Source organism: Candidatus Nitrotoga sp. 1052, assembly GCF_927312905.1.
Classification (GTDB): Bacteria; Pseudomonadota; Gammaproteobacteria; order Burkholderiales; family Gallionellaceae; genus Nitrotoga.
Map to the genome: position 1 here is coordinate 1 of NZ_CAKMHQ010000017.1, position 24658 is coordinate 24658.

The window sequence follows — 24658 nt, forward strand, 5'->3', positions numbered from 1 at the left end:
AAAGATGTGCGAAATTTCTGGGCGCTCATCCGGAACAGGATGGGCTCGCTGCTGCTGCGTAAAGTCGTTGAAGGCATTGTATAAAACCTTATAGATTGTAAATAAGGTCTGCCAATATAATAAGTTTTTACAACTTTTATCTATTTTTTTTGAAGTATGACGGGCAAGCAAGATCGGAGAGTTTGATTGTCGGTAAGAAATTTAATATTTCTATTCCGGCAATCGCTCAATGTTAGTAATAGCAGCGCAGAACTGAAAATTCTATTGAGTGTCGAATAAAAAGTGGAAGCAAGCGAAGAGTAATGGAACAGGTTAACAATAAAACTGTGTAGGAAAGTAAATATGAGTGAATCAATCGACTTTAAAGAGGGGCTGAATTTTTTCTTGAGTAAAGACTATGTCAGCGCGGAAAAGTGTTTTAGAAAAGCAGCAGAGGAGGGAGATCCAGAGGCACAGTTCTGTCTGGGTGATATGTATAATAATGGCTATGGCGTTGTAAAGGACGAACGGAAAGCTGTGGCTTTGTTTCGTAAATCTGCGGAACAGCGATTTGCGCCATCACAAATTAACCTAGGTATTATGTATTCTCAAGGGCGTGGGGTTGAGCAGGACCTCATCGAAGCATTTATGTGGTTAAGTATTGCTGGCCGAGCTGTCGATGAGGAGGGAGAGGATCTTGCACTCGATGAGGATGGAAGGGATCTTCTTGGGACTGTCGAAGAACAAATGACAGCCGGTCAAATTACGGAAGCGCTGCGACGATCAAGTGCTTGGATGAAATCGAATCAAATAATCTAAAAACATCAGAAATGAAGTCGCAAAGACAAAGGGCAGAATGGAAATAACAACAAGTTGCTACTCAACAGAGTGCGCCGACGAAAGAGTTGTGACATCCCATATCCTTGGCCAGTCACAACAGTAAGTAGAATCAATAGTGTATGGGAGCCTATATGGCCGATGGCGAGCGCCTTCATCATCGACCCACCCAAGTAGCAAGCTGATTCCCGCGCAGCGGATCAGCACAACACTGAAGCAGTGGAACAACATATTCGCTTGATTTGCGCAGAGGTAAACGACATCCGTCAGCGCAGGAATCGATCACCGACAGCATCGACAGATTGACCAAGCAGCCACCCAGTACATTACCAACCTCGATATCCGGCGCTCTCACAGTTGCCACGAAACTAATGCTTTTCATTAACTACGGGAATGAGGTCGGTAAGGCGAACAGTATCATGCTGATTTGGTCTCCAGATAAGCCAATTTTTTCGCAATCATATTGCCGTAATGCGAGGACTAAGTACCGGCGACCGTGGTCAGCATTATATGCAGGCGCCGAATTGGAGCCAGAGGGACAGCATGTCGCTGAAGCGCGGCTGTGCTTGCCATGATTACCGGTTACTTGATCAGAGTATCTGGAACGTCGATCAAATGTATAACCATGGTGGCGACTGAACCGATCATTACGGTGGCTACCGGAGCACTCGTTTAAGAAAATGGACCGCGTACACCGAGAAATGAAGATGATAGAATGTTTCAAAAAAGTGGCAACTAGTTGATGCTTATGATCTTTGAAGCAGATCAGGGCTATGCCGCAGTTCGTATTGGACTTGAGACGGTCTGATTGAACAGGTCCGCATTTCCCCTTCAAAACAATGTCTGAAATTTTCGCACTCGTTCCCGCCGCTGGCTGTGGTTCTCGCATGGGTAGTGAGTTACCAAAACAATACCTGTCGATGGCCGGACAGCCGATGATTTATCACGCACTTGCAACTTTGTGTGCCAGCCCGGATGTCAGTAATGTCTTTGTAGTGCTCGCACCTGATGACGTGTACTGGCATAGATATGACTGGTCGTTATTCGGAGAAAAGTTGCAGCCGCTATTTTGTGGTGGCGCAACGCGTGCGGAAAGCGTGCTGAATGGACTAATGGCCGCGGAACTTGAACTCGATGACTGGCTGCTGGTGCATGATGCTGCACGGCCATGTTTGAGCCATAAGCAGCTTGCACGCTTGATTGAAGCATTGCGCGACGACGAGGTTGGCGGCATTCTTGCTGTGCCAGTGGCGGATACTTTGAAGCGTGCCGATGCTGAATGCCGAATTGTGCATACCGAGAATCGTGAGGGAGTATGGCAGGCGCAGACTCCGCAGATGTTTCGCACTGGGCTATTGCTGCAGGCGCTACGAACAGCCCCGAATGTAACAGATGACGCCTCCGCAGTCGAGGCGCTGGGGTTTCATCCCAAACTTGTGACAAGCAGTTACAGCAATTTTAAGGTGACTTATCCGCAGGATATCGAGTTAGCGGAATTACTGTTAGCTCAAAGAAAATAAATATGAGAATCGGACAGGGTTTTGATGCTCATCAATTGGTCGAGGGGCGTAAGTTAATTATTGGTGGCGTAGAGATATTCTATGACAAGGGGTTGCTTGGCCATTCCGATGCTGACGTGTTGTTGCACGCCATCTGCGATGCCCTGCTGGGTGCAGCAGCACTGGGTGATATCGGGCGTCACTTTTCAGATACCGATACCAAGTTTAAAAATATTGATAGCCGCATTTTATTGCGCGAAGTAGCGCGTATGGTGACCAATGCGGGTTTCCGCATAGGCAATTTGGATGCCACAATCATTGCACAAGCACCCAAGATGGCACCGCACATTCCGCGCATGGTAGAGAATATTGCCGCTGATTTGGGCATAGCGGTGAATGCTGTGAATGTGAAAGCGACCACCACTGAAAGGCTGGGCTTTAGCGGGCGCGGGGAAGGTATTGCGGCGCAGGCTGTCGCGCTATTGTTAGTCTGAACCAACACAAATTTTGACAATGTCATTTCATCACTTAAACATTCCCGCTTAAACGGGAATGTTTAAGTGCATATTATTCAATAGGGCAATTCTTAATAATGATGCGTATATTGGCGCTGGAAACTTCCACTGAATACTGCTCCGTCGCACTATGGCAGGACGGCAATGTCGTCAATCGTTGCGAACTGGTTGGGCAGCGCCATTCCGAATTGCTGATAGGGATACTGGATAGTTTATTGCATGAAACGGGTGTTAAACTCTCGGAATTAGATGGTATTGCATTTGGCGCCGGGCCGGGTTCATTCACCGGCGTGCGCATCGCCTGTGGGGTGACGCAAGGATTGGCGCTGGGAGCGGATTTGCCGGTGGTGGGAGTGTGTACGCTGCAAGCATTAGCGCAAGCCGCTGGTCACGATAAAGTGATCACCGCACTGGATGCGCGCATGGGTGAGATTTATTATGCTGTATATGAAAAACGGGCGGGGGTGTGGGTGACGATTTGCGAGCCGAGTTTGTGTTTGCCGCAACAGGCGCCGCAGGTTCAAGGATCTGGATGGTTTGGCACAGGCAGTGGTTTTGCCATGTATGGTGCTGTATTAGATAATTGCTATGCCGGGCAAATTGCTGGCAGCGATACGCAGGCCGTACCACAGGCCATTGCTGTTGCAGAATTTGCCGCGCCACTATTTGCCGCCGGTCAAGGCATGGATGCGGCACAAGCCATGCCGTTTTATTTACGCGACAAGGTGGCGCTGAAAACCAGCGAGCGATGAGTTTGTCCCAATTGCTTCACCACACCGTCTTGCGCGATATGAATCTAGCAGACTTGGCCAAAATAGTGTGCATTGAGCAACGCGTGCATGCTTGTCCGTGGTCTTGCGGGAATTTTACCGATGCACTTAACAGTAATTATGTGTGCAAGGTGTGTGAGGCAGAGGGTGAGATATTAGGCTATGTTGTGTTCATGCTTGCAGTGGATGAAGCACACTTGCTTAATATCGGCATTGTCGCCGAATATCAACGCAAGGGGGTGGGCCGTTGGTTATTGGATGCAGCAATGGAAATTGCGCGCGCTTGCAACATGCTGCGCATGTTACTGGAAGTGCGTCCTTCCAACGCGGCGGCGCTGGGACTATATCGCGATGTGGGGTTTCGCGAAATTGGCCTGCGCCGTGGCTATTATGCGGCAGACAATGGGCGCGAAGATGCGGTTGTGATGGAATATTTACTGTGAATCGAGAAGAAGCAATATTACGTGAGCTTAATCTCTATCCGCTGTGGCAACGGCGCGGACAAGCCACGTCTGTACTTGAGCAAGTGACTGTGGCGGCTCAACCTATGACAGAGCAAGTGGCAAGTCAGTCTGTAATGGAAAAATCAGACTTACAAAATCTGGACAGTTGCAACTGGCCTGAATTAAAAGAATTGGTGAAAAATTGTACAGCTTGCAAGCTGCGTGCGAGTTGTACACAGACGGTTTTTGGTATGGGTGATGTGCGGGCAGACTGGTTGTTCGTGGGCGAATGGCCGGGCGCGGACGAAGATGTTCAAGGTGAGCCGTTCGTGGGTCAATCCGGCAAGTTGCTCGATAATATGTTGGCTGCAATTAAGCTGAAACGCGGCCACAATGTTTACATTACCAACATCGTTAAATGCTACCCACCCGGCAATCGCACGCCAGAAGCCAGTGAGATCGCTCAATGCGTGCCTTACCTGGAACGCCAGATTCAACTTATCCAGCCCAAGCTGATCGTGGCTCTGGGTGAAACCGCCGCCTTATTGCTGGGGCATGACGCTACGTTGCCTGACCTGCGTGGCAAGCTGCATGACTATCGCGGTTCATTCGCTCATGGTTTGGCGAAAGGTATTCCACTCATCATCACTTACCATCCGACCTATCTGCTGCGCACCCCGCTGAAAAAAGCCAAAGCATGGGACGATCTGTGCCTGGCAGTTGCTACGATGCAGGGGTTGGCTTGAGATTAAAGAAGGCTACATCTGCCCCGCATCCTGATCATGACTGTGTTTTTTATACAACACCGTCATGATGCCTGAGAGCAACAGGCCGAACACTAAAGTAATAGTTTGAATGTTTAATTCCAGTTTTTGCATTAAGGCAAACAATGCGAGCATGGCGAAAATGCTGATGTTTTCATTAAAGTTTTGCACAGCGATTGATCTGCCGGCACCCATTAGCAAGTGGCCGCGATGCTGTAACAGGGCATTCATGGGTACCAAGAGGTAGCCGCCCATTGCGCCAATAATGATGAGCAGCGCAATGGCAAGTGGCGAGTTGGTAACCGGGATCATGGCTAGTACCATCAGTCCCATGGCGATGCCTATGGGCAACACTTTCACAGAGTGTTCCAGTTTTACGAATTTAGCCGCTAGTACGGAGCCGATAGCGATGCCGATGGCGACCCAAGCGGTGAGCTTGGCGGCCTCGCCCATATCATAGTGAAGTACGGTGGCGGCCCATGCCAACACGATTAAACGTAACGTGGCGCCCGCCCCCCAGAATAGCGTGGTAACGCTCAGCGACACTTGTCCTAGGGGGTCTTTCCAGAGCAGCTTGAAACAATGCGCGAATTCACTTACCAAGAACCCTGGGTTGCGGCTTAACGGCTTGTGCTCGATCGGCACGCGCGGGATGTAGAGATTGAACAACGCCGCGATGAGATAAATAACCGTGATGATGGAGATAGCCAGTTCCGGCGCGGAGTCGATGCCGGTTTCTACTATCGGTACGTCCCACCATTGCAGCATCTGGCCTGAAATGTTCGGGCCGATGAGTATACCCCCCAGCACTGCGCCAAGCACGATGGCGGCGACAGTCAATCCTTCTATCCAACTATTTGCCAGTACTAATTTGTCGGGCGGCAAGTATTCGGTAAGGATGCCGTATTTTGCCGGGGAATAGGCCGCAGCGCCCAGACCTGCCACTGCGTAGGCGAGGAGCGGATTTACTCCGGCCAGCATGGCGATACAGCCGAACAGCTTGATGCTGTTGCTGATGAACATCACGCGACCCTTGGGCAGCGAATCAGCGAAGGCGCCTACAAAAGGTGCCAGCACGATGTAAGACACCACAAATGCTGCTTGCAATATCGGGGTATGCCATTCTGGCGCATGTACTTCGTGAAGTAAGGCGATGGCGGCAAATAGCAGGGCATTGTCTGCGAGTGCGGAAAAGAACTGCGCCGCAAGTATGATATAAAATCCGCGATTCATTGGGAGGCGCAATTTTTAAGAGCGCGTTTTATATCACGAAAATAGGATGCCTGCTATCATTAACAGGAACCTATTTTATCCTGTAACCTTTCATTCATGCCCCGTCCGATCCAAGCTCGCATTGATCTTTCCGCGTTAGAATGGAACCTGCAAGTCGCACGTCGCGCGAGCAGCGCGCGCATCATGGCGGTGATCAAGGCCGATGCGTATGGCCATGGTTTATTACGTGCCGCCGAAGCGCTGAATGAGGCGGAAGGTTTCGCACTGCTGGATATCCGCGATGCGATATGCCTGCGCGACGCGGGGTTCGGTCAGACTATCCTGCTGCTGGAAGGTTTTTTTACCCCGGACGATTTGTCGCTGGTGGCCGAATATGATCTCGCCTGTGTGATTCACAACCAGCAACAGATCGACATGCTGGAGGCATATCCGAGCCGTGGTAGCTTGGAGGTGTGGTTCAAAGTCGGCAGCGGTATGAACCGTTTAGGCTTTGCTCCAGACAAGGTTCACGCTGCGCTGGAAAGACTCAAGGTTCACCCTGCCGTAAGCGGCATCACGCTAATGACGCATTTTGCCCAGGCTGACGAAGCGACCGGTGTGGCTGCACAACTAGATGTATTCAATACACTGGTTGCGCCCTATCGCATGGCGCGCTCGCTGGCCAATTCCGCCGCCCTGTTGCGCTTTCCAGCAACCCATGCCGATTGGGTGCGCCCTGGCATCATGCTGTATGGTGCATCGCCGTTCGCGGAAGTCAGCGCGCAACACCTCGGCTTGCAGCCAGTGATGACACTGCAAAGCCGCATCATTGCGGTGCAAGATTTGAGTGCGGGCGAAACTATCGGTTATGGCGGCTTATTTCGCGCCGAGGCTCCCATGCGTGTTGGTGTGGTCGCCTGCGGCTATGCCGACGGCTATCCGCGCCATGCACCAACTGGCACGCCAGTGCTGGTGGGCGATCAGCGTACGCGCATTGTGGGACGCATCTCGATGGACATGCTGAGTGTGGATTTAAGTGCGTTACCCACTACTGATGTGGGTAGTCGTGTGACGTTGTGGGGAGAAGGTTTGCCAGTGGAACAGGTAGCTCATGCGGCAGGTACCATCAGCTACGAGTTGCTGTGCGCACTGACCGCGCGCGTGCCGATTGTGACTTTTGATCAGGCCCGATGAAGTGTAAATTGTATATCGAACGCACTTGTCCTGAAAATAGCTAAGAAGTCGCTCAGGAGTTTGCTCTAGCAACCATATAAGTTAGCAGCTTCGCGTCTTGCCTTTGCGCTGTTGGCGTTTATAAATCTTGACAAATGGAGAATTCTTTTTATAAGATAATTCTAGGAGTGAGGTAGGATAAGAAGAAAACGTGCTCTAATTAGATAACATCTTTTATGCAGTGATAAATTCCGTATCTATGAATACTGTTTAGCGTTTCCCTATATTTATTTTAATTTGTCCTGGTTATAAAAAGATAAAATCTTAGTATTCTTCATTCTGTATCAGACGATTTGGTACAGGCCTCAGTGGGAATTAAAGTTGTCAGAATATTTAATTTTGAGGACTAAAAAATTATGGTTTATTCCTTGGACGACTCCCAGTTTTCGATTGCGTCATCAAATGCTGACTCTAATGTTAAAGAGCCACTTTTCTCCACGAATGAGGTCATGCGTCTTCATGCTGTAAGACGATACGATATATTAGATACACCTCCTGACGGTACTTATGATCGAATTACCGCTCTGGCAGCACGCTTATTCAATGTGCCCATCGCCATTGTAAGCATCGTGGATTCGGATCGAATATGGTTTAAGTCCCATTTTGGTGTTGAGGCAACTGAAGTTGGCCGCGAACCCGGGCTTTGCGCATCAGCCATTTTGCAGAATGGCCCATATGTTATTGAAGATGCTGCTCATGACGCACGCGCTTTAACAAATCCACTTGTTGTTGGGGAACTGGGTTTACGGTTTTATGTAGCCGTGCCATTGACCACAAGCGATGGTTTTAATTTGGGAACGCTGTGTGTGATTGATAAAAAACCCCGCATTTTAAATAATGGGGAGTTAACGAATTTACAAGATTTAGCGTCACTTGTTATTGATCAGTTGGAGCTTCGTCTTAACTCCATTCGTACTATAGTTAAGTTGGATAACGCGAAATGCTCAGCTGAAAACGCCAGCTTAACAAAATCAGATGTTATTTCAAATCTCGCCCATGAACTGCAATCACCTCTTAATTCTATCCTTGGCTTTGCTCAGTTACTGCAGATGGATAAGCTATCTCTGACTCCTTCTCAATTATTTAACATTAATCAAATTATTCAAGCAGGTTGGCACCAATCAAAATTGATTGAAGAGCATCTTAGTCGTGAGGCCATTGAATCAGGGAGGTTACCAGTAAGGGTAGAATCATTATGCCTGTTTAGCATCTTACGGGAATGTCAGGCAATGATGAAACCCCAGGCTCAAATCAAGAACATTTATGTGAGCTTTAATCAGAGTGAAAATCCTATCTATATTTATGCGGATCGAACTCGGCTGAAGCAAATCTTCATCAATCTCATTTCCAATGCGATCAAATATAACCAGCCCGGAGGGACAGTAAGCATCGAGTGCATTAGTAATCTGGAGTGGGTTCTTATCAATATAAAAGATACTGGTTCAGGCATACCTCTGGAAAAATTAGGCCAGTTATTCCAGGCGTATAATCGACTGGGTCAGGAATCCGGTGCAGAAGAAGGTACCGGTCTCGGCTTAGTCGTAACTAAAAAATTGGTTGAGATGATGGGAGGAACTATAGGGGTGGAAAGTACTGTAGGAGTGGGTACCATATTTTGGATAAAATTGCCTTCCGAACCATCTGGCGGTGGTGGTGTTTCGGCGATTGAATTTGTGGCAACGTCTAACGGGTAGATCTAAATTCGTACACTAAATTCTGAATGAAGAACCAGCCCTCATCGGTCTGAATATAGGTGATGTCCGATACCCACACTTTATTCGGAAAACTGACCGTAAGTTCCCTGTTCAGCCGGTTAGGGGCGTCCGGCAATTTATGCCTTGAATCGCTGGTCAGGCTGAATTTGAGTTTTGTTTGCAGCGCAGCCCAATATTTTCATGCAGCTTCTGAACCCGGGACGGGTCTTGTATGCCATGATCGACCACGTCGCTGTGCAGGCGCTTGGCACTGTTGGCCTCGCGTGTCCGCTGGTGTGCCACCTGAATTTCCACTTCCAGTCGCACTTTTTCTTGTTTGCCCCTGGACGGTGGACAACCATGCAATTCGTAATAATTACTTTCTAAAACATCGAGCACACGGCGCATCCTGTACTCGAAATTCCTTGATATAAATCGCGTTTGGTATTCATTGCAATATTGGAATCTCCGTTTCAAGTTTAACGAAACTTTGGTGTGCTTATTTCAAATTACCTCAGATTGATCACGGGTCACGTGTTCAGACTCCAACCCCATGAACAACGCACTTACATTCAAGACTCATCAGAAACGGTTTGCTGCCAATAACGTGCGTGGCTTTTGCGATATCGCTCCACGCTAATGCTTTGTGTATCCATTTCAACCACAATTGCGCCGTCCTTGTCCGAGCGCAATAGTTCGCTGCCAATCGCACGATAACGCTCGACTACTTCTTCTCGGGGATGACCGAAGCGATTGCGGTAACCCACTGTGAATACAGCATAGCGCGGATGTATGGCCGCCACGAAAGCATTCACCGACGAGGTTTTGCTGCCGTGGTGTGGCACCACCAAGAGCGTAGCGGGGAGCTTCTCCTCTTGCTGTTTCAGTAATCGCCATTCGGATTCTTTTTCGATGTCGGCGGCGAGCAGCACGCTGTGTTTGCCTGTGCTGATTTTCAACACGCAGCCGCGGTTATTGTCGCGGATTTTTTCTACTGCATAACTTTCCGCTGTCGGGTGTAGTACTTCAAAGTGCACTCCGTCCCATTCCCAGGTTTGTCCATCCATGCAGCGCTGGGTATTCGAAGCGTGTTGCAACAGGGGATGGTTTGTTGCCAGCGAGGATGAGAGCCAATTTACCGGCATACCTTGCAATATAGATAATGCGCCGCCGGTGTGATCGTTGTCATCGTGGGTAAGAATCAGGCCGTCGAGTTGCGCGATGCCCATACCGCGCAGCGCCGGGATGAGGATGCGGTTGCCACTGTTGGCCTCGCTATTAAAATTGGGGCCGGTGTCATACAGCAGTGCATGGTTGTGTGTCTGCGCGGCTACCGCCAAGCCTTGTCCGACATCGAAAATTACCAGGCGTAGTGTACCTTCTGGTGGTGCTGCGGGCAGTACCAGAAACATCGGTAGCAGGGCGATTAGTCCCAGCCAGCGTGCGGGGAATCCGCGCGGCAATAACATCCATAGCACACCAAACATGCCGATGGCTATGCTCCATGTGGGCGGTGCGTGCTGTGTCCATACCACCTCTGGCAGGTTATTCAGCCACTCCAGCAGGTAGCTGCACACCCCCATGGCCTGATGCGCCAGCCACAGCAGCCAATCGAAGGGAAGTACAGTGCCCAGCAGGGTGAGCGGCACCACCACGAAGCTGACCAACGGAATGGCAAAAGCATTAGCGATGGGCGATACCAGTGAAACTTGCTGGAACATTGCCAACAGCGGCGGAATCAATCCGATGCTCATGGCCAATTGAACGCGACCATAGGTTACTAACCAGTGCGGAGGGCGCAAGCGGTGCGCCGTTACATAAAAAATCAATGCCACCGCACCGAAAGAAAGCCAGAATCCTGGCGACAGCACCGCCCATGGGTCTAGCAACAATACAACGAGCAATGCGGCGGCAAGAGTTTGCGACGATGCGACTGTGCGTGAGAGCCACAACACGGAAGCGATCGTGGCCAGCATATACACCGTGCGTTGCGCCGGTACACCGTATCCTGCCAGTAGCGCATAGCCGAGCGCCACCAGCAAGCCGATGAGTGCAGCAGCTTTGCGTGCTGGTAGCGCGCGCGTGAGGCGCGCACTGCGCCGCCATAACCAATAGGTTGCAGCAAACGCCAGCCCTGACAGCATGGTGATGTGCAGGCCGGAAATACTCATCAAATGATTAACTCCAGTGCGCGTGAAAACCTGCCACTGCGCCGATGGGATGCCGGCCTGGTCGCCGATGGCAAGTGCGGTTAACACGCCGATGTAATTATTTTTTTCGACGACACTCACTTCAGTATTATCGCGAACCCATTTTCCACGTGCGGCGTGCGGGATTTGCACGGGGTTAAGCTGACTGGGGAGGGGATTTAACGTTTTTTGGATACGGTCGCGCACTTTTTCGCGCAGGCTCTGGATGTAGTAATCAGGTGATTGCACTAACGCATCCAGTCGCAAGTTATCTTGCGTTTGATGAATATAACCGTTGGCGCGCAGCTTGTTTTCCAGCATCCAAGCTTCAAAATCAAAATCGTGAGGATTGCTGCTGCCGTGCGGCTGCTTCAAGCGTACAGTGAATCGCCAGCGTTCACCGGCATGGATGTCGAGAGGTTCTTCCCGTGCACCATCGTAACTGGCAAGCAAGATATGTGGCGGAACAATGGCATTGGGGGTGAGCACCTGTTCCACATCGAAGACAAAACGAAGTCCGTGTTCATGCTGTATGGGAAGTTTTCCCACCACACCTATGATTTGAATATCTTTGCCCTGCCATTCGGCAGGTAGAGCATCGGACAAACGTTGTTGCGCAAAAAATGTTGCGTAGAAAAAACCAAAGGTAAAGGCAAATGCTGCAAGAAGAGCAGGGTATGCTTTGCGCTGCAAAAGAGTGCTACGTGGCAGCATCAAAGCAGTAGCGAGCAATAAAGTCAGTCCACCCCAAGCGAGGTTGGGAAGCACGGCCTGTTGTTGCAACAGCCATACGCCAAATGCAAAAAATAAAACGGCATAGCGCATAGATTGTTTAGTGCCGCCGAATGAGCTTGAACAATTCGAACCAGAGCACGCTGCACAGACCGGCAGCAAAACTCAACGCGAGTTGATAGGGAGTGAGAGGGGCGAAGTGAAATATTTCGCGCAAAAAGGGTAAATGCAGGGTCAGCAGAAGGAAAGAAAGCGCACCTCCCACCACCCACCACAGTGCAGAATTGCGGCTGTTGAGCGAACTGAAGATGTTAAGTTGCCAGGAACGGTTGACCAAAATGAGCCCAAGATTACCGATGACTAGCGTGGAAAAAGTTAGTGCGCGGGCTTCCTCTTCCGCTGCGCCATGATGCAGTGCATAGCCCAGCACCAGGAGTGTGGTTAGCATCAGTAACGTACCCTGTAATAGGCTGAGCAGGATGACCTGTCTTCCGAACAGCGGCTCCTGTGGGCTGCGCGGTGGGCGCCGCATGACATTCTGCTCTGCTGGTTCCGCTTCGAAGGCGATGGAGCAGGCCGGGTTGATGATCATTTCCATAAACACGATATGGACCGGAACGAATACTGTTGGCCAGCCTAGTAACAGGGGGATCAGCGACAAGCCGGCGATGGGTATGTGTACCGCAAGAATATAAGCCATAGCTTTGCGCAGATTATCGAAGATACTGCGTCCGATGCGAACTGCGCGCACGATTGAAGCAAAATCATCATCCAGCAATACCAGTGCGGCCGCTTCGCGTGCCACATCGGTGCCACGCCCACCCATGGCGATGCCGATGTGCGCCGCTTTTAGCGCAGGAGCGTCGTTTACCCCATCGCCGGTCATCGCCACTATATCGCCGTTTGCCTTGAGCGCGTTCACCAGTCGCAGTTTTTGCTCCGGCACCATGCGCGCGAAAATATTGTTGTGGCGGATGCGTTCGCGCAATGTTGCATCATCCATTTGATTAAGTTCCATACCAGTAATGATGCTGTCGTGCCCACCGGGCAGACAGATTTGTTGAGCAATTGCGGCAGCGGTAGCGGGATAATCGCCGGTAATCATCACAACGCGGATGCCTGCCGCAGTGCACTCCTTGAGCGCCGCTGCAACGGTAGGGCGGACTGGATCAGCCAATCCGATCAGGCCGATAAATTCGAACTCGAAGTCATGCTGGACACCTGGCCATTCACGACCGCGATAACTGGCCTTGGCTACCCCCAATACGCGCATGCCTTGTGCAGCGAGAACATTGACCTGAGTGGCAAGTATGGATAATTTATGCTCATCCAGATGGCACAAATCAGCCACTGCTTCCGGCGCGCCTTTTGTTGCCACTACGTATTCATTGCGGTCGCTTGCCTGCCATACGTGAGAGAGCGCGAGTAGTTCCGGCGACAATGAATACTCATGTACCAGCGCCCAATCATGGTGCAGATGTTCTGTGTCGGCCAGATAATATTCGCCGAGCGTGTGGATGGCTTTTTCCATTGGGTCAAAGGGATCGGTTTTACTCGCCAGAATGCTGAACTCGACCAACTCATGAAATGTCTCGGGTAATTGAGTGTGCGATGTAGCCACTACGAACGATGCATCGCCAGCAATTAGTTGCTGTACTGTCATTTGATTGAGCGTGAGCGTGCCGGTCTTGTCTACACACAGCACAGTGGCCGAGCCCAGCGTTTCTACCGTAGGCATGCGGCGGGTCAGCACCTGATGGCGTGAAATGCGCCATGCCCCCATCGCCATGAACACGATCAACACAAATGGATATTCCTCCGGCAAAATTGACATTGCCAGCGTGATGCCAGCCAGAAACCCGTGCAGCCAATCACCACGGCTCAGGCCATAGACCATTACCAATAGCAAGCTTAACAGGGCGCCGACAATGGCGAGGTTGCGCACCAGCCTGTTGATCTCTTTTTGCAACGGCGTGGTCTCGATATCCAAGACCTGCAATGCCTTGCCGATCTTGCCGAGTTCGGTGTGCGGTCCGGTCGCCAGCACACGCGCGGTGCCGCGTCCTTGCACCACCAGCGTGCCGGAATACACAAACGGCAAATCATCGCCGCCGGGCGGGCGCAGCTTGAGGGCATCAGGTTGACCGATCTTGCGTACCGGCACCGATTCGCCAGTGAGCATTGATTCATCCGTCGCAAAATCATTGCAGGAAATCAGCGCCGCGTCCGCCGGCACCCGGTCACCTTCGGCCAGAATCAGGATATCGCCGCGCACCACTTCATGTCCGGCGATGCGTTGCGCGACACCTTCACGCACCACTAGCGCGCGCGGGCTACTGATGTCGCGCAATGCCTCCAACACACGTTCCGTCTTGCGTTCCTGATAAATGGTGATCCCCATCACCATGCACACAAAGCCCAGCAACATCAGCGCATCGCTGATATCGCCCAACAGCAGATAAATCATTCCAGCCACCAACAACAGCAAGAACATTGGTTCGCGCACCACTTCCAGTGCAATCGCCGGGATGTCGCGGCTCCTGGCTGCGGGCAATTCGTTCATACCTTCAGCTTGCAGTCGCCCACGTGCTTCGGCATGCGTCAGGCCGCGCATATCAGTTGGGTCGGGTATTTTCGGACTCATGTGCAAACTTCTAAAGAGGGCTGGCATATTCAATAAAATCAGGTAATCTACTATCCTGATTTTGCTTAGCAACGATTTTGCCTTATTAAACGAATACCCGTGCCGAAAAAATATTTCAGAAAATTCCTGCCCAGCCATGAAACATTCAAACAAAGCCGTTGGGCGCGCTGGTTTGGCGGCTGGCTACATCATCCCAACCTATGGCATCTTAACCGCCATTCAGTGTCGGGCGGCGTAGCCGTCGGGCTGTTCACCGGCCTGATTCCTGGTCCGCTTCAAATAATAGGCGCAGCTTTGCTGGCAGTGCTGTTCCGCGTTAATTTGCCGGTGGCTGCGGTCACCACGCTGTACACCAACCCACTTACCATCGTGCCGCTCTATGCGCTGGCATATCAGCTTGGTGTATTTGTTACCGGGCATAATAACGGCCAGTCGCCCGTTAACCTTTCCCTGCCGGAAATGACTTGGATTAACTGGCCTACCGTCATGCTGGATTGGGTTGTGTCATTGGGCAAACCCCTCGCTGCTGGCTTGCCGCTTTTGGCGTTAATTTTTGCTATTGTGGGTTATTTTAGTGTGCGCATGCTGTGGTATGCGATTGTGGTATGGGAATGGCGCAAGCGTGCATCACGGCGGCGGTGATGGTTTTCATGGGCGGAGCGTGCGCCACTGTGCTCAATTTTTTATAACCTTGTATAGTTTTCGGCAAGCCGAATTTATCGACTAAATATAAATTTTGCTATGAAAAAACTTGACCAACTGAATTTTGATAATACTTTTTCTCGGCTGCCAGACATTTTTCATAGTCGTCTGAATCCTACGCCTTTGCCCCATTCCTATTTGGTTAGTTTTAATGCGAGTGCCGCCGAATTAATTAACCTGGATGTAACCGAAGTTGAGCGCGCGGATTTCACCGAGTATTTTATCGGCAATCGTTTGCTGCCCGGCAGCGAACCGTTATCGATGCTCTACGCCGGGCACCAGTTTGGTTATTTTGTGCCGCAACTGGGAGATGGACGCGCAATTTTGCTTGGTGAAATACAAAACAGCGCTGGAGAGTATTGGGATATTCAATTGAAAGGGGCAGGCATCACACCGTTTTCGCGCAATGGCGATGGGCGTGCCGTGCTGCGATCCAGCATTCGTGAATACTTGTGTTCAGAAGCGATGCATGGCTTGGGCATTCCTACTTCTCGCGCTTTGTGCATTGTGGGCAGCGATGCAGAGGTGTACCGCGAGACTATCGAAAGCGCTGCCGTGGTGACTCGTTTATCACCGTCGCATGTGCGTTTCGGTTCATTTGAGGTTTTCGCCTATAGGGATCAGCATGAACCGATCGCCTTGCTCGCTGATTATGTTATCGCCAAGCATTTTCCTGACATCATCGATGCACCGGACAAATACTTGCGTTTTTTGAATGAGGTAATCACGCGTACCGCTAATCTGATGGCTAAATGGCAGGCTGTCGGTTTCGCACATGGCGTGATGAATACGGACAACATGTCGATCCTCGGGCTGACTTTCGATTATGGTCCGTTCGGTTTCATGGAAACCTACGATCCGGGTTTTGTTTGCAATCACTCCGACCATGGCGGGCGCTACGCCTTTGATCAGCAGCCGCAAATCGGCCTGTGGAATCTGTCTTGTCTGGCGCAGGCTTTAACGCCTATTATCGCGGTGGAGGAGGCGCAAGAGGCCCTGGAGAATTACGAGCCGACATACTTCGAACACTATATTGAATTGATGGGCAAGAAGCTGGGTCTAACCAACGTCAGCAAAGAAGATGTTGCTCTTATCACACCACTGTTGGAAATGATGCGTGCAAGTCAGCTTGATTATACTAATCTGTTTCGCAGTTTAGGTCGGTTCAAAATCGCGCCGGAAGAGAAAAATAGCGAGTTGCGTGATCGATTCATCGATCGATCGGCGTTCGACGCTTGGGCCGAAATTTATCGTACACGCCTGCAAAGCGAGCCGGGAACGGACGAGGAGCGAAAGGTACGTATGGACAAGGCCAACCCGAAATATATTCTGCGCAATTCCATGGCGCAAAGTGCGATTGCCGTGGCTGAACGGGACCGCAACTTTTCGGAAGTAGATCGTTTGTTGGCATTGCTTAGCCGACCCTTCGATGAGCAGCCAGAGATGGAAGATTATGCCGCGCCAGCACCGGATTGGGCGCGTCATGTCGTTGTAAGTTGTTCATCCTGATGAATACTGTCTGTACCGTTCTTGGCTTGCTGCGGCACACTAAGCATCACCTATGACGCTTAGCCTGAATTTAAGCTTGGCTGATAGAGTAGATTTTATGTGTTGTTTGATGACGAATGTCTGCGGCTAAAGTTGCTCACACGTATGCTACCTGAATGAGAAATTTATCACGCAAATCCACAATAAACAAAAAGTTAGGTCGCTATGTTAGGTAAGCATAGCGCATTGAGCGACTGGCTCGTCTATCTTGAGACCAAGCATCCAAAAGCCATTGAGCTGGGTCTTGAGCGCGTTGCAAAAGTTAAACAGCAGCTGGGACTCAACCCAACTTTCCCTGTCATTGTTGTCGGCGGTACCAACGGCAAGGGCTCAGTGTGTGCAATGCTCGAAAGCATATTGCATGCGGCGGGTTATCGTGTTGGCTGCTATACCTCGCCGCATTTGCTGGATTACAACGAGCGCGTCCGCATCGGCCAGCGGCAGGCCAGTGATGCGGAACTGTGCGCAGCATTCGAGCGGGTAGAGCAGGCGCGAGCTGTTCCTCCCTTGCAAAAAATGGATGTCGGCTTGCGGGGCAATGATGAATTATCAGAAATTTCGTTAACCTATTTCGAGTTCGGCACGCTGGCTGCGATGCAATGTTTTATCGATCAAGCGGTAGAGGTGGCGATACTGGAAGTTGGACTGGGTGGACGGCTGGATGCGGTTAATGTGTTCGACCATGATTGTGCGGTAGTCACCAGTATAGATTTGGATCATATGGAGTATCTTGGTGATACGCGTGAACAGATTGCGTTTGAGAAGGCGGGAATTTATCGTGCCGGGGAAGTGGCGGTGTTTGGCGATATGGATGTGCCCATTACGATTCGCGCTCAGGCGCAGCATGTCGGCGCGCAGTTGTGGTGTCTGGGCGAGCAATTCAGTTTCACGGCAGGCGCGCAGCAGTGGAATTACCATGGTGTGGGTGGTACTCGCAGCGCCTTGCCCTATCCATCTTTGCGTGGAGCATTTCAATTGCACAATGCCAGCGCCGCATTGGCGGCGCTGGATGCGCTTAAGAATAAACTGCCGGTGAGCATGGCGGCGGTGCGGCGCGGCTTGGTCGAGGTAATGCTGCCAGGTCGTTTTCAGGTTGTGCCCGGCAGGCCTATGCTGATTCTGGATGTGGCGCACAATCCCCAAGCTGCGCGCTCGCTGGCGCAAAATTTGGCCGACTTGCCGCCCTGTCGCAAAACTTTCGCAGTGTTCGCCATGCTTAAGGACAAGGATATGGCCAGTGTGGCGCGTGCGCTCAAGGGGCAGGTGGATATCTGGCTAGTGGCGGGCATAGCCGCGCCGCGCGGCGCAACGGCCACGGAATTATCCAGAGTGTTATATGCCGAGGGAGTGAAAAGCGCGGTGCTGACGTTTGTCACGGTAACAGATGCTCTACGGCATGCCTGTAATGAGGCCGTCGAAAATGATAGAATTATAGTGTTTGGTTCATTCTATACAGTAGCAGAGGTGATGCGTGCGCAGTCTGCGCGACCCTTGATTTGCGCGGAGATACATGATGGCAAAACAACTCATGGATGATGAAGTCGGTCTGAAGCGTCGGGCAAGACGCCGGTTGATTGGCGCGGTGGCACTTGCCATCGTAATTGTGGTACTGCTGCCCATGGTGTTGGATAGCGAACCCAAGTTAGGGGGACAGAATATTGAGTTGCGCATTCCAGACAAAGATAAGGTAGGAGAGTTCATGCCCAAGATGGGCATGCCGCCAGCGCCTGTCTCTGTTCTTGCAGTCTCTTCACCGGTTGCTGCTCCTGTTTCAACAGTGCCCAGCCTACCTGTCGTTACAGATCAGGTGGTCGCGGCATCGCAAGTGCTTGAAAGTAAGCTTGCTCCAGTCAAGTCTGAAACCAAGCCTGATGGGGATATACATATAGAGAACAGGCAGCCCACGCCACACTCCGGTTTTGTGGTGCAGGTCGGTGCATTTGCTAATGCCGACACCGCGCACCAATGGCAGAAAAAATTGAGTAAACAAAATATCAAGGTTTACACCGAGAAGGTAGGCAGCAAGACCCGTGTACGCGCCGGTCCTTATGCCACGCGTGAAGCTGCAGACAATGTGTACAAAAAACTGGAGGCGCAAGGGCTGAAACCGACGGTAAGTCCAGCGTATTAGGCATGACATGGTTTGATTATACTGTCATTATGATCGCCGTATGGTCGGTGTTGGTGGGATGGTGGCGCGGTTTTGTGTATGAGGTGTTGTCGCTACTCGGTTGGGTGGTAGCTTACATGGTGGCACGTTGGCAGGCTGTTAATTTGGCAGCGTTAATGCCGGCAGGGCTAGGGATGGATGCGATCAAGGTCACGGTTGCTTTTATCTTGCTGTTTGTGGCTACCTTGATCGTCAGTGGTGTCGTGGTATTGTTGTTATCGAAATTAATCAAATCGACCGGCCTCGGTTGGATAGACGGCTTATTCGGCAGTCTATTTGGCATGTTACGTGGCACACTATTAGTGCTGATGTTGGTGCTGCTGGCGGGGTTGACTGATTTGCCGAAAAAGCCGTTTTGGCGTGAGGCGAAGCTGAGTGAACCGTTGGAAAGCATGGCTCTAGCTAGCCTAGTCTGGTTGCCAGATAGCGTGGCGCGCCGTGTGCATTTCGGATTGAAAAAATGAATATTGGGGTTAAAACATGTGTGGCATTCTAGGCGTTGTCGCGCAAACATCGGCCAATCAAGTTCTATATGATGGCTTGCTAGTGTTGCAGCATCGCGGGCAGGATGCTGCGGGTATTGCCACTATCGAAGGAAATACCTTTCACCTGCACAAGGGTAATGGCCTGGTACGCGATGTGTTCCGAACGCGTAACATGCGAGCGCTGCGCGGCAATGCGGGCATAGCTCATGTGCGCTATCCTACTGCGGGTTCCGCCATTGATCACAATGAAGCGCAGCCATTTTATGTCAACTCGCCATTCGGTATTGTGCTTGGGCATAATGGCAACTTGACCAATACCGAGCAATTGCAGCAGGAATTGTTTCTTGAAGATAGGCGACATGTAAACACCAATTCCGATTCGGAAGTGCTGCTCAATGTGCTTGCGCATGAGTTGCAAGCCAATTCCACAATGCGCTATCGTCTTGATATTAAGAATATCTTTGACGCCGTATCCGGGGTGCATCGTCGCTGCCGTGGTGCTTACGCAGTGGTGGCGATGATTGCGGGTTATGGCCTGCTTGCGTTTCGCGATGTTTATGGCATCCGACCGCTGGTATTGGGTAGCCATCAAACTGAAAATGGCACGGAATATTTGATCGCTTCGGAAAGCGTAGCGCTGGATACGCTAGGTTTCAAGTTTCTGCGTGATATTGCACCAGGCGAATCGGTATTTGTTGACTTTGATGGAAATTTTCACAGTCAGCAATGTGCAGAAAACCCCACACTTAACCCATGCATTTTTGAGTATGTTTATCTGGCGCGTCCGGATTCGGTGATTAATGGGGTTTCGGTATATGAGACACGCTTGAACATGGGTGAAAACCTGGCCGACAAAATCACCCGCGAATGGCAGCAACATGATATTGATGTAGTTATTCCCATTCCGGACTCCAGCCGTCCTAGTGCCTTGCAATTGGCTAATCGTTTGGGTATCTCATTCCGCGAGGGTTTCGTAAAAAACCGTTATATTGGGCGTACCTTCATTATGCCGGGACAGGCAATGCGGAAAAAATCGGTACGCCAGAAACTAAATGCAATAAGCGTGGAATTCAAGGATAAAAATGTCCTGTTGGTGGACGATTCCATCGTACGCGGCACCACTAGCCGTGAAATTGTTCAAATGGCGCGTGATGCCGGAGCGCGCAAGGTGTATTTCGCCTCCGCCGCACCTCCGGTGCGTTTTCCTAATGTGTATGGCATAGATATGCCAAGCCGCAAGGAGCTGATTGCCACCGGCCGCAGTGATGAGGAAATTTGCCGTGAGATCGGTGCAGACAGGTTAGTTTATCAGGATCTTGATGACCTTAAAGCGGCAGTGCGCAAGACAAATCCGGATATTCAGTACTTTGATGCTTCATGCTTTGATGGAGATTACATCACCGGAGATGTCACATCAGAGTATCTCAACGAAATTGAAGCGGCGCGAGAAAATGGCAAGGTCAATACGGATGATGATGTTAGCCAGCTTGATCTTGATTTAGTCGCCTAACCAGTAAAGAAAATTACTATTGTGATGCTGAGATTGCCAGTTCACCGGATGATCTATCTGATAGAACTCAAAGCTGCCAGAAAAAGCATGCTATATAAATAGCAATTGTCCTTGATGCTGAAACCGAGAATTGAATTTGTTTGACAGGGGCTGGTCTTTTAGCATAAAATTCGCGCCCTTCGAAGTTTACTAATTTTTGTTTTAGGAAGTGCCATGAAAACATTTTCAGCTAAGCCCCATGAAGTCCAGCATGACTGGTATTTGGTAGATGCTGCCGACAAAATTTTAGGTCGTTTAGCTAGCCAAATTGCAGCCCGTCTACGCGGCAAACATAAGGTGATATATACGCCACACGTGGACACGGGCGACTTTATCGTCGTGGTCAATGCTGAAAAGCTGCGCGTTACCGGTAACAAGGCGCAAGACAAGGTCTATCACCGTCACACTGGCTATCCTGGCGGGATTTATACGACTAACTTTATCAAGTTGCAGGAACGTCATCCAGACCGCGTGCTGCAAAAAGCGGTCAAAGGTATGCTGCCAAAAGGCCCGTTAGGCTATGCCATGTTGCGTAAGCTTAAGATTTATGGTGGTGCTGAACATCCTCATGCGGCGCAGCAACCTAAACCTATTGATCTATTGAAAGCTTAATCATGAACGTGACTTACAACTATGGCACCGGTCGCCGCAAGAGCGCAGTAGCTCGTGTATTCATTAAACCAGGCAAGGGCGATATCGTGGTAAATGATAAGCCGCTCGATATATTTTTTTCGAGAGAAACTGGTCGCATGATAGTGCGTCAGCCGCTGGAGCTGACTGACATGCTTAACAAATTCGACATTATGATAAACGTGTGTGGAGGTGGTGAATCTGGCCAAGCTGGGGCGGTGCGTCATGGCATTACTCGTGCTTTGATAGACTTTGACGCGACCTTGAAGCCAATGTTGAGCAAAGCTGGACTCGTTACCCGCGATGCGCGTGAAGTCGAGCGTAAAAAAGTTGGCTTGCGCAAGGCGCGCCGCCGCAAGCAATTCTCCAAGCGTTAAGCGTATTCGGAGTGTTTGGAAAAGCCGCCTTTGGGCGGCTTTTCATTTTCGTTGTATTATTCTGTCAAATAAATAGTTGGCAAACAGTCGAGCATTTCATAAAGCGGTTAAATTTGTCATGTTCTGAAACGTGCATGATACTGTCGGCGGATTCCACAGGAATTATGGCTGCTGAATGTTTTTGCTATAGATAACGCAAAGTTCAATAGGGGAAGAAGTGATTAAAGTTGGTATCGTTGGAGGCACAGGTTATACGGGCGTCGAGCTGCTGCGGCTACTGGCGCAACATCCGCAAGTGGAGTTGCACGCCATTACCTCGCGCGCCGACCAAGGAATGCCAGTCAGCCAGATGTTTCCCAGCTTGCGCGGCTATGTGGATTTATGTTTTACCCACCAAGATGAAGCACATCTGGATCAATGTGACTTGGTGTTCTTTGCCACACCCAATGGCATTGCCATGCATCATGCACGTGCATTGCTTGACGCAGGGGTGCGGATAATAGATTTAGCGGCGGACTTTCGTATTCAAGACGTGGGGGTGTGGGAAAAATGGTATGGCATGAGCCACGCCTGCCCTGATCTGGTGCCTGAAGCAATATATGGTCTGCCAGAGAGTAACCGCGAGCAGATTAAACATGCACGGCTAGTGGCCAATCCAGGTTGCTATCCAACGGCTGTGCAGCTCGGTTTTATTCCGCTGCTGGAAGCGGGGATTGTGGACTGCGACAGCTTGATTGCCGATGCGAAATCCGGTGTGTCCGGCGCGGGGCGCAAGGCAGAGGTTAGTATCATGTTTTCCGAGGTAGCGGATAATTTCAAAGCTTATAGTGTATCTGGGCATCGTCATTTACCAGAAATTAGTCAAGGACTTGCGCGAGCGGCACAACAGAATGTTGGCCTGACCTTTGTGCCACACCTTACACCAATGATACGCGGCATTCATGCCACATTGTATGCGCGCATACAATGTGATGCCGACCTACAGGCGCTATATGAGCAGCGTTACGCCAATGAGATATTCGTGGATGTAATGCCAGCCGGTAGTCATCCGGAAACGCGCACGGTACGCGGTGCGAATTGCTGTCGTATCGCGGTACACCGGCCGCAACAAGGTAACACTGTGGTTGTATTGTCAATAATTGACAATCTGGTCAAAGGTGCGGCCGGTCAAGCGGTACAGAATATGAACATTATGTTTGGCCTACCCGAAATGACAGCGCTGACCAACATCCCTCTGTTGCCGTAGAATGCATAAAGTCAATGCTTTATTTGACACTTCCGTCTCAAGCTTAACAAAACGTCAATAGTTATTTTTTCAGCTTACCTCAGATCAAGAAGCTCAACGCTTCATAAAGTACAGGGAAAACGTTAGAATTGCGGTCTTTGCAATACTCTTAAGGAAATTCAACCATGTCTATGGCTGACCGCGACGGTTTTATCTGGTATGACGGCAAACTCGTACCTTGGCGAGATGCCACAACTCACATATTGACGCATACACTGCACTACGGCATGGGAGTGTTTGAAGGTGTGCGTGCATACAAGACTACTCAGGGCACGGCAATCTTCCGCCTTAAGGATCATACCGACCGCCTGTTCAATTCAGCTTATATCTTCAAGATGAAGATGCCGTTCGACAAAGAAACTCTAATGGAGGCGCAATGCGAAGTAGTGCGTGCCAATAATTTGGAGTCCTGTTACATCCGGCCCATTGTGTTCTATGGCTCAGAAGCCATGGGCATCGCCGCCACTGCTATTAGCACCCATGTCGCCGTTGCAGCTTGGCCATGGGGCGCGTATCTTGGTGTAGAGGGAATGGAAAAAGGCATTCGTGTAAAAACTTCCAGTTTCACCCGCCACCACGTAAACATTAATATGTGTCGTTCAAAATCAGTCGGTACCTACACCAACTCCATTCTGGCCCATCAAGAAGTGGCGCACGATGGCTATGATGAGGCGCTGCTACTGGACGTGGATGGTTATGTAGCGGAAGGAGCGGGCGAGAATATCTTTATTGTGAAAAAAGGCAAGTTGTATACCCCCGACCTGACTTCCTGCCTGGAAGGCATTACGCGCGACTCCATCATTACACTTGCGGCTGGTCTTGGCATGCAACTGATCGAAAAACGCATCACGCGCGATGAGGTATATTGCGCCGACGAAGCTTTCTTTACTGGGACTGCAGCAGAAGTTACGCCGATCTGCGAGCTAGACAACCGCACCATAGGCAATGGTATGCGCGGTCCAATCACAACGCGTCTGCAAGCGCTGTTTTTCGATTGTGTCAGTGGAAAAAATCCGCAATATGCCGATTGGTTGGCACACGTTTAAGGGGAATTATATGCAAGCCGAACACGCCAAGCTACGCTATATCGAAGTGACTGCCGCAGACTTGCCGCTTTATTGTCCCATGCCCAATATGAGCCTATGGAATGCACATCCCAGGGTGGTCATCCCAGTTGACAAGATCGGCGAAGCGCGCTGCCCCTATTGCGGCACACTATACAAGTTCAAGGGCGAGTTACCTAAAGGACATCATTAAAAAATTCCCGCTAGCAGACTGTCGGACTTCGAGTTTTGAAACAGCGTAACATATTGTTTTTTATATATAAATTAATTTGATTAAATAATGGGCGCATCAATTTAATCAATGAGTTACAAGAGAAGTCCGACAGGCTCCTAGGCG

General features: G+C 50.5%; 24 protein-coding genes and 1 pseudogene. 19 read left to right on the forward strand and 6 right to left on the reverse strand.

What is annotated here, in order from left to right; translation table 11 throughout:
- Positions 1-342: 342 nt before the first annotated feature.
- The gene (locus MJ768_RS03655) at positions 343-798 is read left to right on the forward strand and encodes a tetratricopeptide repeat protein (protein ID WP_239288039.1); all 456 of its coding nucleotides are present in this window, start codon (positions 343-345) and stop codon (positions 796-798) included.
- 175 nt (positions 799-973) lie between these two features.
- On the opposite strand, the gene MJ768_RS03660 is transcribed toward MJ768_RS03655, so the two are convergent.
- Entirely contained in the window at positions 974-1180 is a 207-nt protein-coding gene (locus MJ768_RS03660) for a hypothetical protein (RefSeq protein WP_239288041.1), read from the reverse strand.
- A gap of 475 nt (positions 1181-1655) precedes the next feature.
- Between MJ768_RS03660 and ispD the strand changes: the two genes are divergently transcribed.
- The 5 genes from ispD to MJ768_RS03685 all read left to right on the forward strand — a co-directional run bounded on the left by ispD (position 1656) and on the right by MJ768_RS03685 (position 4789).
- Positions 1656-2336 carry a 2-C-methyl-D-erythritol 4-phosphate cytidylyltransferase gene (ispD, locus tag MJ768_RS03665; protein ID WP_239288043.1) on the forward strand — a complete coding sequence of 227 codons (681 nt, stop codon included), beginning with the start codon at positions 1656-1658 and terminating at the stop codon, positions 2334-2336.
- A 2-nt stretch (positions 2337-2338) separates the two neighbouring features.
- The gene (ispF, locus tag MJ768_RS03670; RefSeq protein WP_239288046.1) at positions 2339-2809 is read left to right on the forward strand and encodes a 2-C-methyl-D-erythritol 2,4-cyclodiphosphate synthase; all 471 of its coding nucleotides are present in this window, start codon (positions 2339-2341) and stop codon (positions 2807-2809) included.
- A gap of 101 nt (positions 2810-2910) precedes the next feature.
- Positions 2911-3582, forward strand: a complete 672-nt coding sequence (gene tsaB / locus MJ768_RS03675; RefSeq protein ID WP_239288078.1) for a tRNA (adenosine(37)-N6)-threonylcarbamoyltransferase complex dimerization subunit type 1 TsaB — start codon at positions 2911-2913, stop codon at positions 3580-3582.
- Complete coding sequence (gene rimI / locus MJ768_RS03680) at positions 3579-4043, forward strand: ribosomal protein S18-alanine N-acetyltransferase (protein WP_239288053.1); 465 nt, start codon at positions 3579-3581, stop codon at positions 4041-4043. The genes tsaB and rimI overlap by 4 nt, the downstream gene beginning before the upstream one ends.
- Positions 4040-4789, forward strand: a complete 750-nt coding sequence (locus MJ768_RS03685; protein ID WP_239288054.1) for a uracil-DNA glycosylase — start codon at positions 4040-4042, stop codon at positions 4787-4789. Before rimI ends, MJ768_RS03685 begins: the two co-directional genes overlap by 4 nt.
- A gap of 12 nt (positions 4790-4801) precedes the next feature.
- Here the strand turns inward: MJ768_RS03685 and lplT are convergent, their stop codons facing one another.
- A complete protein-coding gene (gene lplT / locus MJ768_RS03690) occupies positions 4802-6040 on the reverse strand; it encodes a lysophospholipid transporter LplT (protein WP_239288055.1) in 1239 nt (412 codons plus the stop codon).
- A 96-nt stretch (positions 6041-6136) separates the two neighbouring features.
- On the opposite strand from lplT, the gene alr reads away from it, so the two are divergent.
- Both alr and MJ768_RS03700 read left to right on the forward strand, forming a co-directional pair.
- Positions 6137-7213: an alanine racemase gene (gene alr / locus MJ768_RS03695; protein ID WP_239288056.1), complete on the forward strand. Its 1077-nt coding sequence runs from the start codon at positions 6137-6139 to the stop codon at positions 7211-7213.
- A gap of 395 nt (positions 7214-7608) precedes the next feature.
- Positions 7609-8946 (forward strand): GAF domain-containing sensor histidine kinase, encoded by a 1338-nt coding sequence (locus MJ768_RS03700; RefSeq protein ID WP_239288057.1) that lies wholly within the window; start codon positions 7609-7611, stop codon positions 8944-8946.
- Positions 8947-8971: 25 nt separating this feature from the next.
- Here the strand turns inward: MJ768_RS03700 and MJ768_RS15345 are convergent.
- From MJ768_RS15345 to MJ768_RS03715, 4 genes and pseudogenes are all read right to left on the reverse strand, one after another.
- A pseudogene (locus tag MJ768_RS15345) lies at positions 8972-9103 on the reverse strand (IS3 family transposase); the annotation flags it as partial.
- Positions 9103-9354, reverse strand: coding sequence for a hypothetical protein (locus tag MJ768_RS03705; RefSeq protein WP_239288059.1), 252 nt, complete (start codon positions 9352-9354; stop codon positions 9103-9105). The gene MJ768_RS03705 and the pseudogene MJ768_RS15345, both read right to left, overlap by 1 nt.
- A 164-nt stretch (positions 9355-9518) precedes the next feature.
- Positions 9519-11960 carry a DNA internalization-related competence protein ComEC/Rec2 gene (locus MJ768_RS03710; RefSeq protein WP_239288061.1) on the reverse strand — a complete coding sequence of 814 codons (2442 nt, stop codon included), beginning with the start codon at positions 11958-11960 and terminating at the stop codon, positions 9519-9521.
- Positions 11961-11967: 7 nt separating this feature from the next.
- Positions 11968-14511, reverse strand: coding sequence for a cation-translocating P-type ATPase (locus MJ768_RS03715; RefSeq protein WP_239288062.1), 2544 nt, complete (start codon positions 14509-14511; stop codon positions 11968-11970).
- Positions 14512-14610: 99 nt separating this feature from the next.
- Here MJ768_RS03715 and MJ768_RS03720 point away from each other — a divergent pair, with 99 nt between their 5' ends.
- The 11 genes from MJ768_RS03720 to MJ768_RS03770 all read left to right on the forward strand — a co-directional run bounded on the left by MJ768_RS03720 (position 14611) and on the right by MJ768_RS03770 (position 24514).
- The gene (locus MJ768_RS03720) at positions 14611-15153 is read left to right on the forward strand and encodes a DUF2062 domain-containing protein (RefSeq protein WP_239288063.1); all 543 of its coding nucleotides are present in this window, start codon (positions 14611-14613) and stop codon (positions 15151-15153) included.
- A gap of 99 nt (positions 15154-15252) precedes the next feature.
- On the forward strand, positions 15253-16722 hold the full coding sequence (locus MJ768_RS03725; protein WP_239288064.1) for a protein adenylyltransferase SelO: 1470 nt from the start codon (positions 15253-15255) through the stop codon (positions 16720-16722).
- 225 nt (positions 16723-16947) lie between these two features.
- Entirely contained in the window at positions 16948-18297 is a 1350-nt protein-coding gene (gene folC / locus MJ768_RS03730; RefSeq protein WP_320415721.1) for a bifunctional tetrahydrofolate synthase/dihydrofolate synthase, read from the forward strand.
- Positions 18272-18892 carry an SPOR domain-containing protein gene (locus tag MJ768_RS03735; protein ID WP_239288067.1) on the forward strand — a complete coding sequence of 207 codons (621 nt, stop codon included), beginning with the start codon at positions 18272-18274 and terminating at the stop codon, positions 18890-18892. Before folC ends, MJ768_RS03735 begins: the two co-directional genes overlap by 26 nt.
- Positions 18893-18894: 2 nt before the next feature.
- Complete coding sequence (locus MJ768_RS03740; protein WP_239288068.1) at positions 18895-19395, forward strand: CvpA family protein; 501 nt, start codon at positions 18895-18897, stop codon at positions 19393-19395.
- A gap of 16 nt (positions 19396-19411) precedes the next feature.
- Entirely contained in the window at positions 19412-20926 is a 1515-nt protein-coding gene (purF, locus tag MJ768_RS03745; RefSeq protein ID WP_239288070.1) for an amidophosphoribosyltransferase, read from the forward strand.
- Between the two features lie 213 nt (positions 20927-21139).
- A complete protein-coding gene (gene rplM, locus MJ768_RS03750) occupies positions 21140-21577 on the forward strand; it encodes a 50S ribosomal protein L13 (RefSeq protein ID WP_239288071.1) in 438 nt (145 codons plus the stop codon).
- Between the two features lie 2 nt (positions 21578-21579).
- Positions 21580-21972: a 30S ribosomal protein S9 gene (rpsI, locus tag MJ768_RS03755; protein ID WP_239288072.1), complete on the forward strand. Its 393-nt coding sequence runs from the start codon at positions 21580-21582 to the stop codon at positions 21970-21972.
- 217 nt (positions 21973-22189) lie between these two features.
- Positions 22190-23218 carry an N-acetyl-gamma-glutamyl-phosphate reductase gene (gene argC, locus MJ768_RS03760; RefSeq protein ID WP_239288073.1) on the forward strand — a complete coding sequence of 343 codons (1029 nt, stop codon included), beginning with the start codon at positions 22190-22192 and terminating at the stop codon, positions 23216-23218.
- A gap of 164 nt (positions 23219-23382) precedes the next feature.
- Positions 23383-24303, forward strand: a complete 921-nt coding sequence (locus MJ768_RS03765) for a branched-chain amino acid transaminase (protein ID WP_239288075.1) — start codon at positions 23383-23385, stop codon at positions 24301-24303.
- Between the two features lie 10 nt (positions 24304-24313).
- Complete coding sequence (locus tag MJ768_RS03770; RefSeq protein WP_239288076.1) at positions 24314-24514, forward strand: zinc-finger domain-containing protein; 201 nt, start codon at positions 24314-24316, stop codon at positions 24512-24514.
- The last annotated feature ends 144 nt before the right edge of the window (positions 24515-24658 follow it).

Bases quoted from the DNA above. Each gene is read 5' to 3' on its own strand.
- MJ768_RS03655 (WP_239288039.1), top strand. From the start codon at position 343: ATGAGTGAATCAATCGACTTTAAAGAGGGGCTGAATTTTTTCTTGAGT.
- ispD (WP_239288043.1), top strand. From the start codon at position 1,656: ATGTCTGAAATTTTCGCACTCGTTCCCGCCGCTGGCTGTGGTTCTCGC.
- ispF (WP_239288046.1), top strand. From the start codon at position 2,339: ATGAGAATCGGACAGGGTTTTGATGCTCATCAATTGGTCGAGGGGCGT.
- tsaB (WP_239288078.1), top strand. From the start codon at position 2,911: ATGCGTATATTGGCGCTGGAAACTTCCACTGAATACTGCTCCGTCGCA.
- rimI (WP_239288053.1), top strand. From the start codon at position 3,579: ATGAGTTTGTCCCAATTGCTTCACCACACCGTCTTGCGCGATATGAAT.
- lplT (WP_239288055.1), bottom strand. From the start codon at position 6,040: ATGAATCGCGGATTTTATATCATACTTGCGGCGCAGTTCTTTTCCGCA.
- alr (WP_239288056.1), top strand. From the start codon at position 6,137: ATGCCCCGTCCGATCCAAGCTCGCATTGATCTTTCCGCGTTAGAATGG.
- MJ768_RS03700 (WP_239288057.1), top strand. From the start codon at position 7,609: ATGGTTTATTCCTTGGACGACTCCCAGTTTTCGATTGCGTCATCAAAT.
- MJ768_RS03705 (WP_239288059.1), bottom strand. From the start codon at position 9,354: ATGCGCCGTGTGCTCGATGTTTTAGAAAGTAATTATTACGAATTGCAT.
- MJ768_RS03710 (WP_239288061.1), bottom strand. From the start codon at position 11,960: ATGCGCTATGCCGTTTTATTTTTTGCATTTGGCGTATGGCTGTTGCAA.
- MJ768_RS03715 (WP_239288062.1), bottom strand. From the start codon at position 14,511: ATGAGTCCGAAAATACCCGACCCAACTGATATGCGCGGCCTGACGCAT.
- MJ768_RS03725 (WP_239288064.1), top strand. From the start codon at position 15,253: ATGAAAAAACTTGACCAACTGAATTTTGATAATACTTTTTCTCGGCTG.
- MJ768_RS03735 (WP_239288067.1), top strand. From the start codon at position 18,272: ATGATGGCAAAACAACTCATGGATGATGAAGTCGGTCTGAAGCGTCGG.
- MJ768_RS03740 (WP_239288068.1), top strand. From the start codon at position 18,895: ATGACATGGTTTGATTATACTGTCATTATGATCGCCGTATGGTCGGTG.
- purF (WP_239288070.1), top strand. From the start codon at position 19,412: ATGTGTGGCATTCTAGGCGTTGTCGCGCAAACATCGGCCAATCAAGTT.
- rplM (WP_239288071.1), top strand. From the start codon at position 21,140: ATGAAAACATTTTCAGCTAAGCCCCATGAAGTCCAGCATGACTGGTAT.
- rpsI (WP_239288072.1), top strand. From the start codon at position 21,580: ATGAACGTGACTTACAACTATGGCACCGGTCGCCGCAAGAGCGCAGTA.
- MJ768_RS03765 (WP_239288075.1), top strand. From the start codon at position 23,383: ATGTCTATGGCTGACCGCGACGGTTTTATCTGGTATGACGGCAAACTC.
- MJ768_RS03770 (WP_239288076.1), top strand. From the start codon at position 24,314: ATGCAAGCCGAACACGCCAAGCTACGCTATATCGAAGTGACTGCCGCA.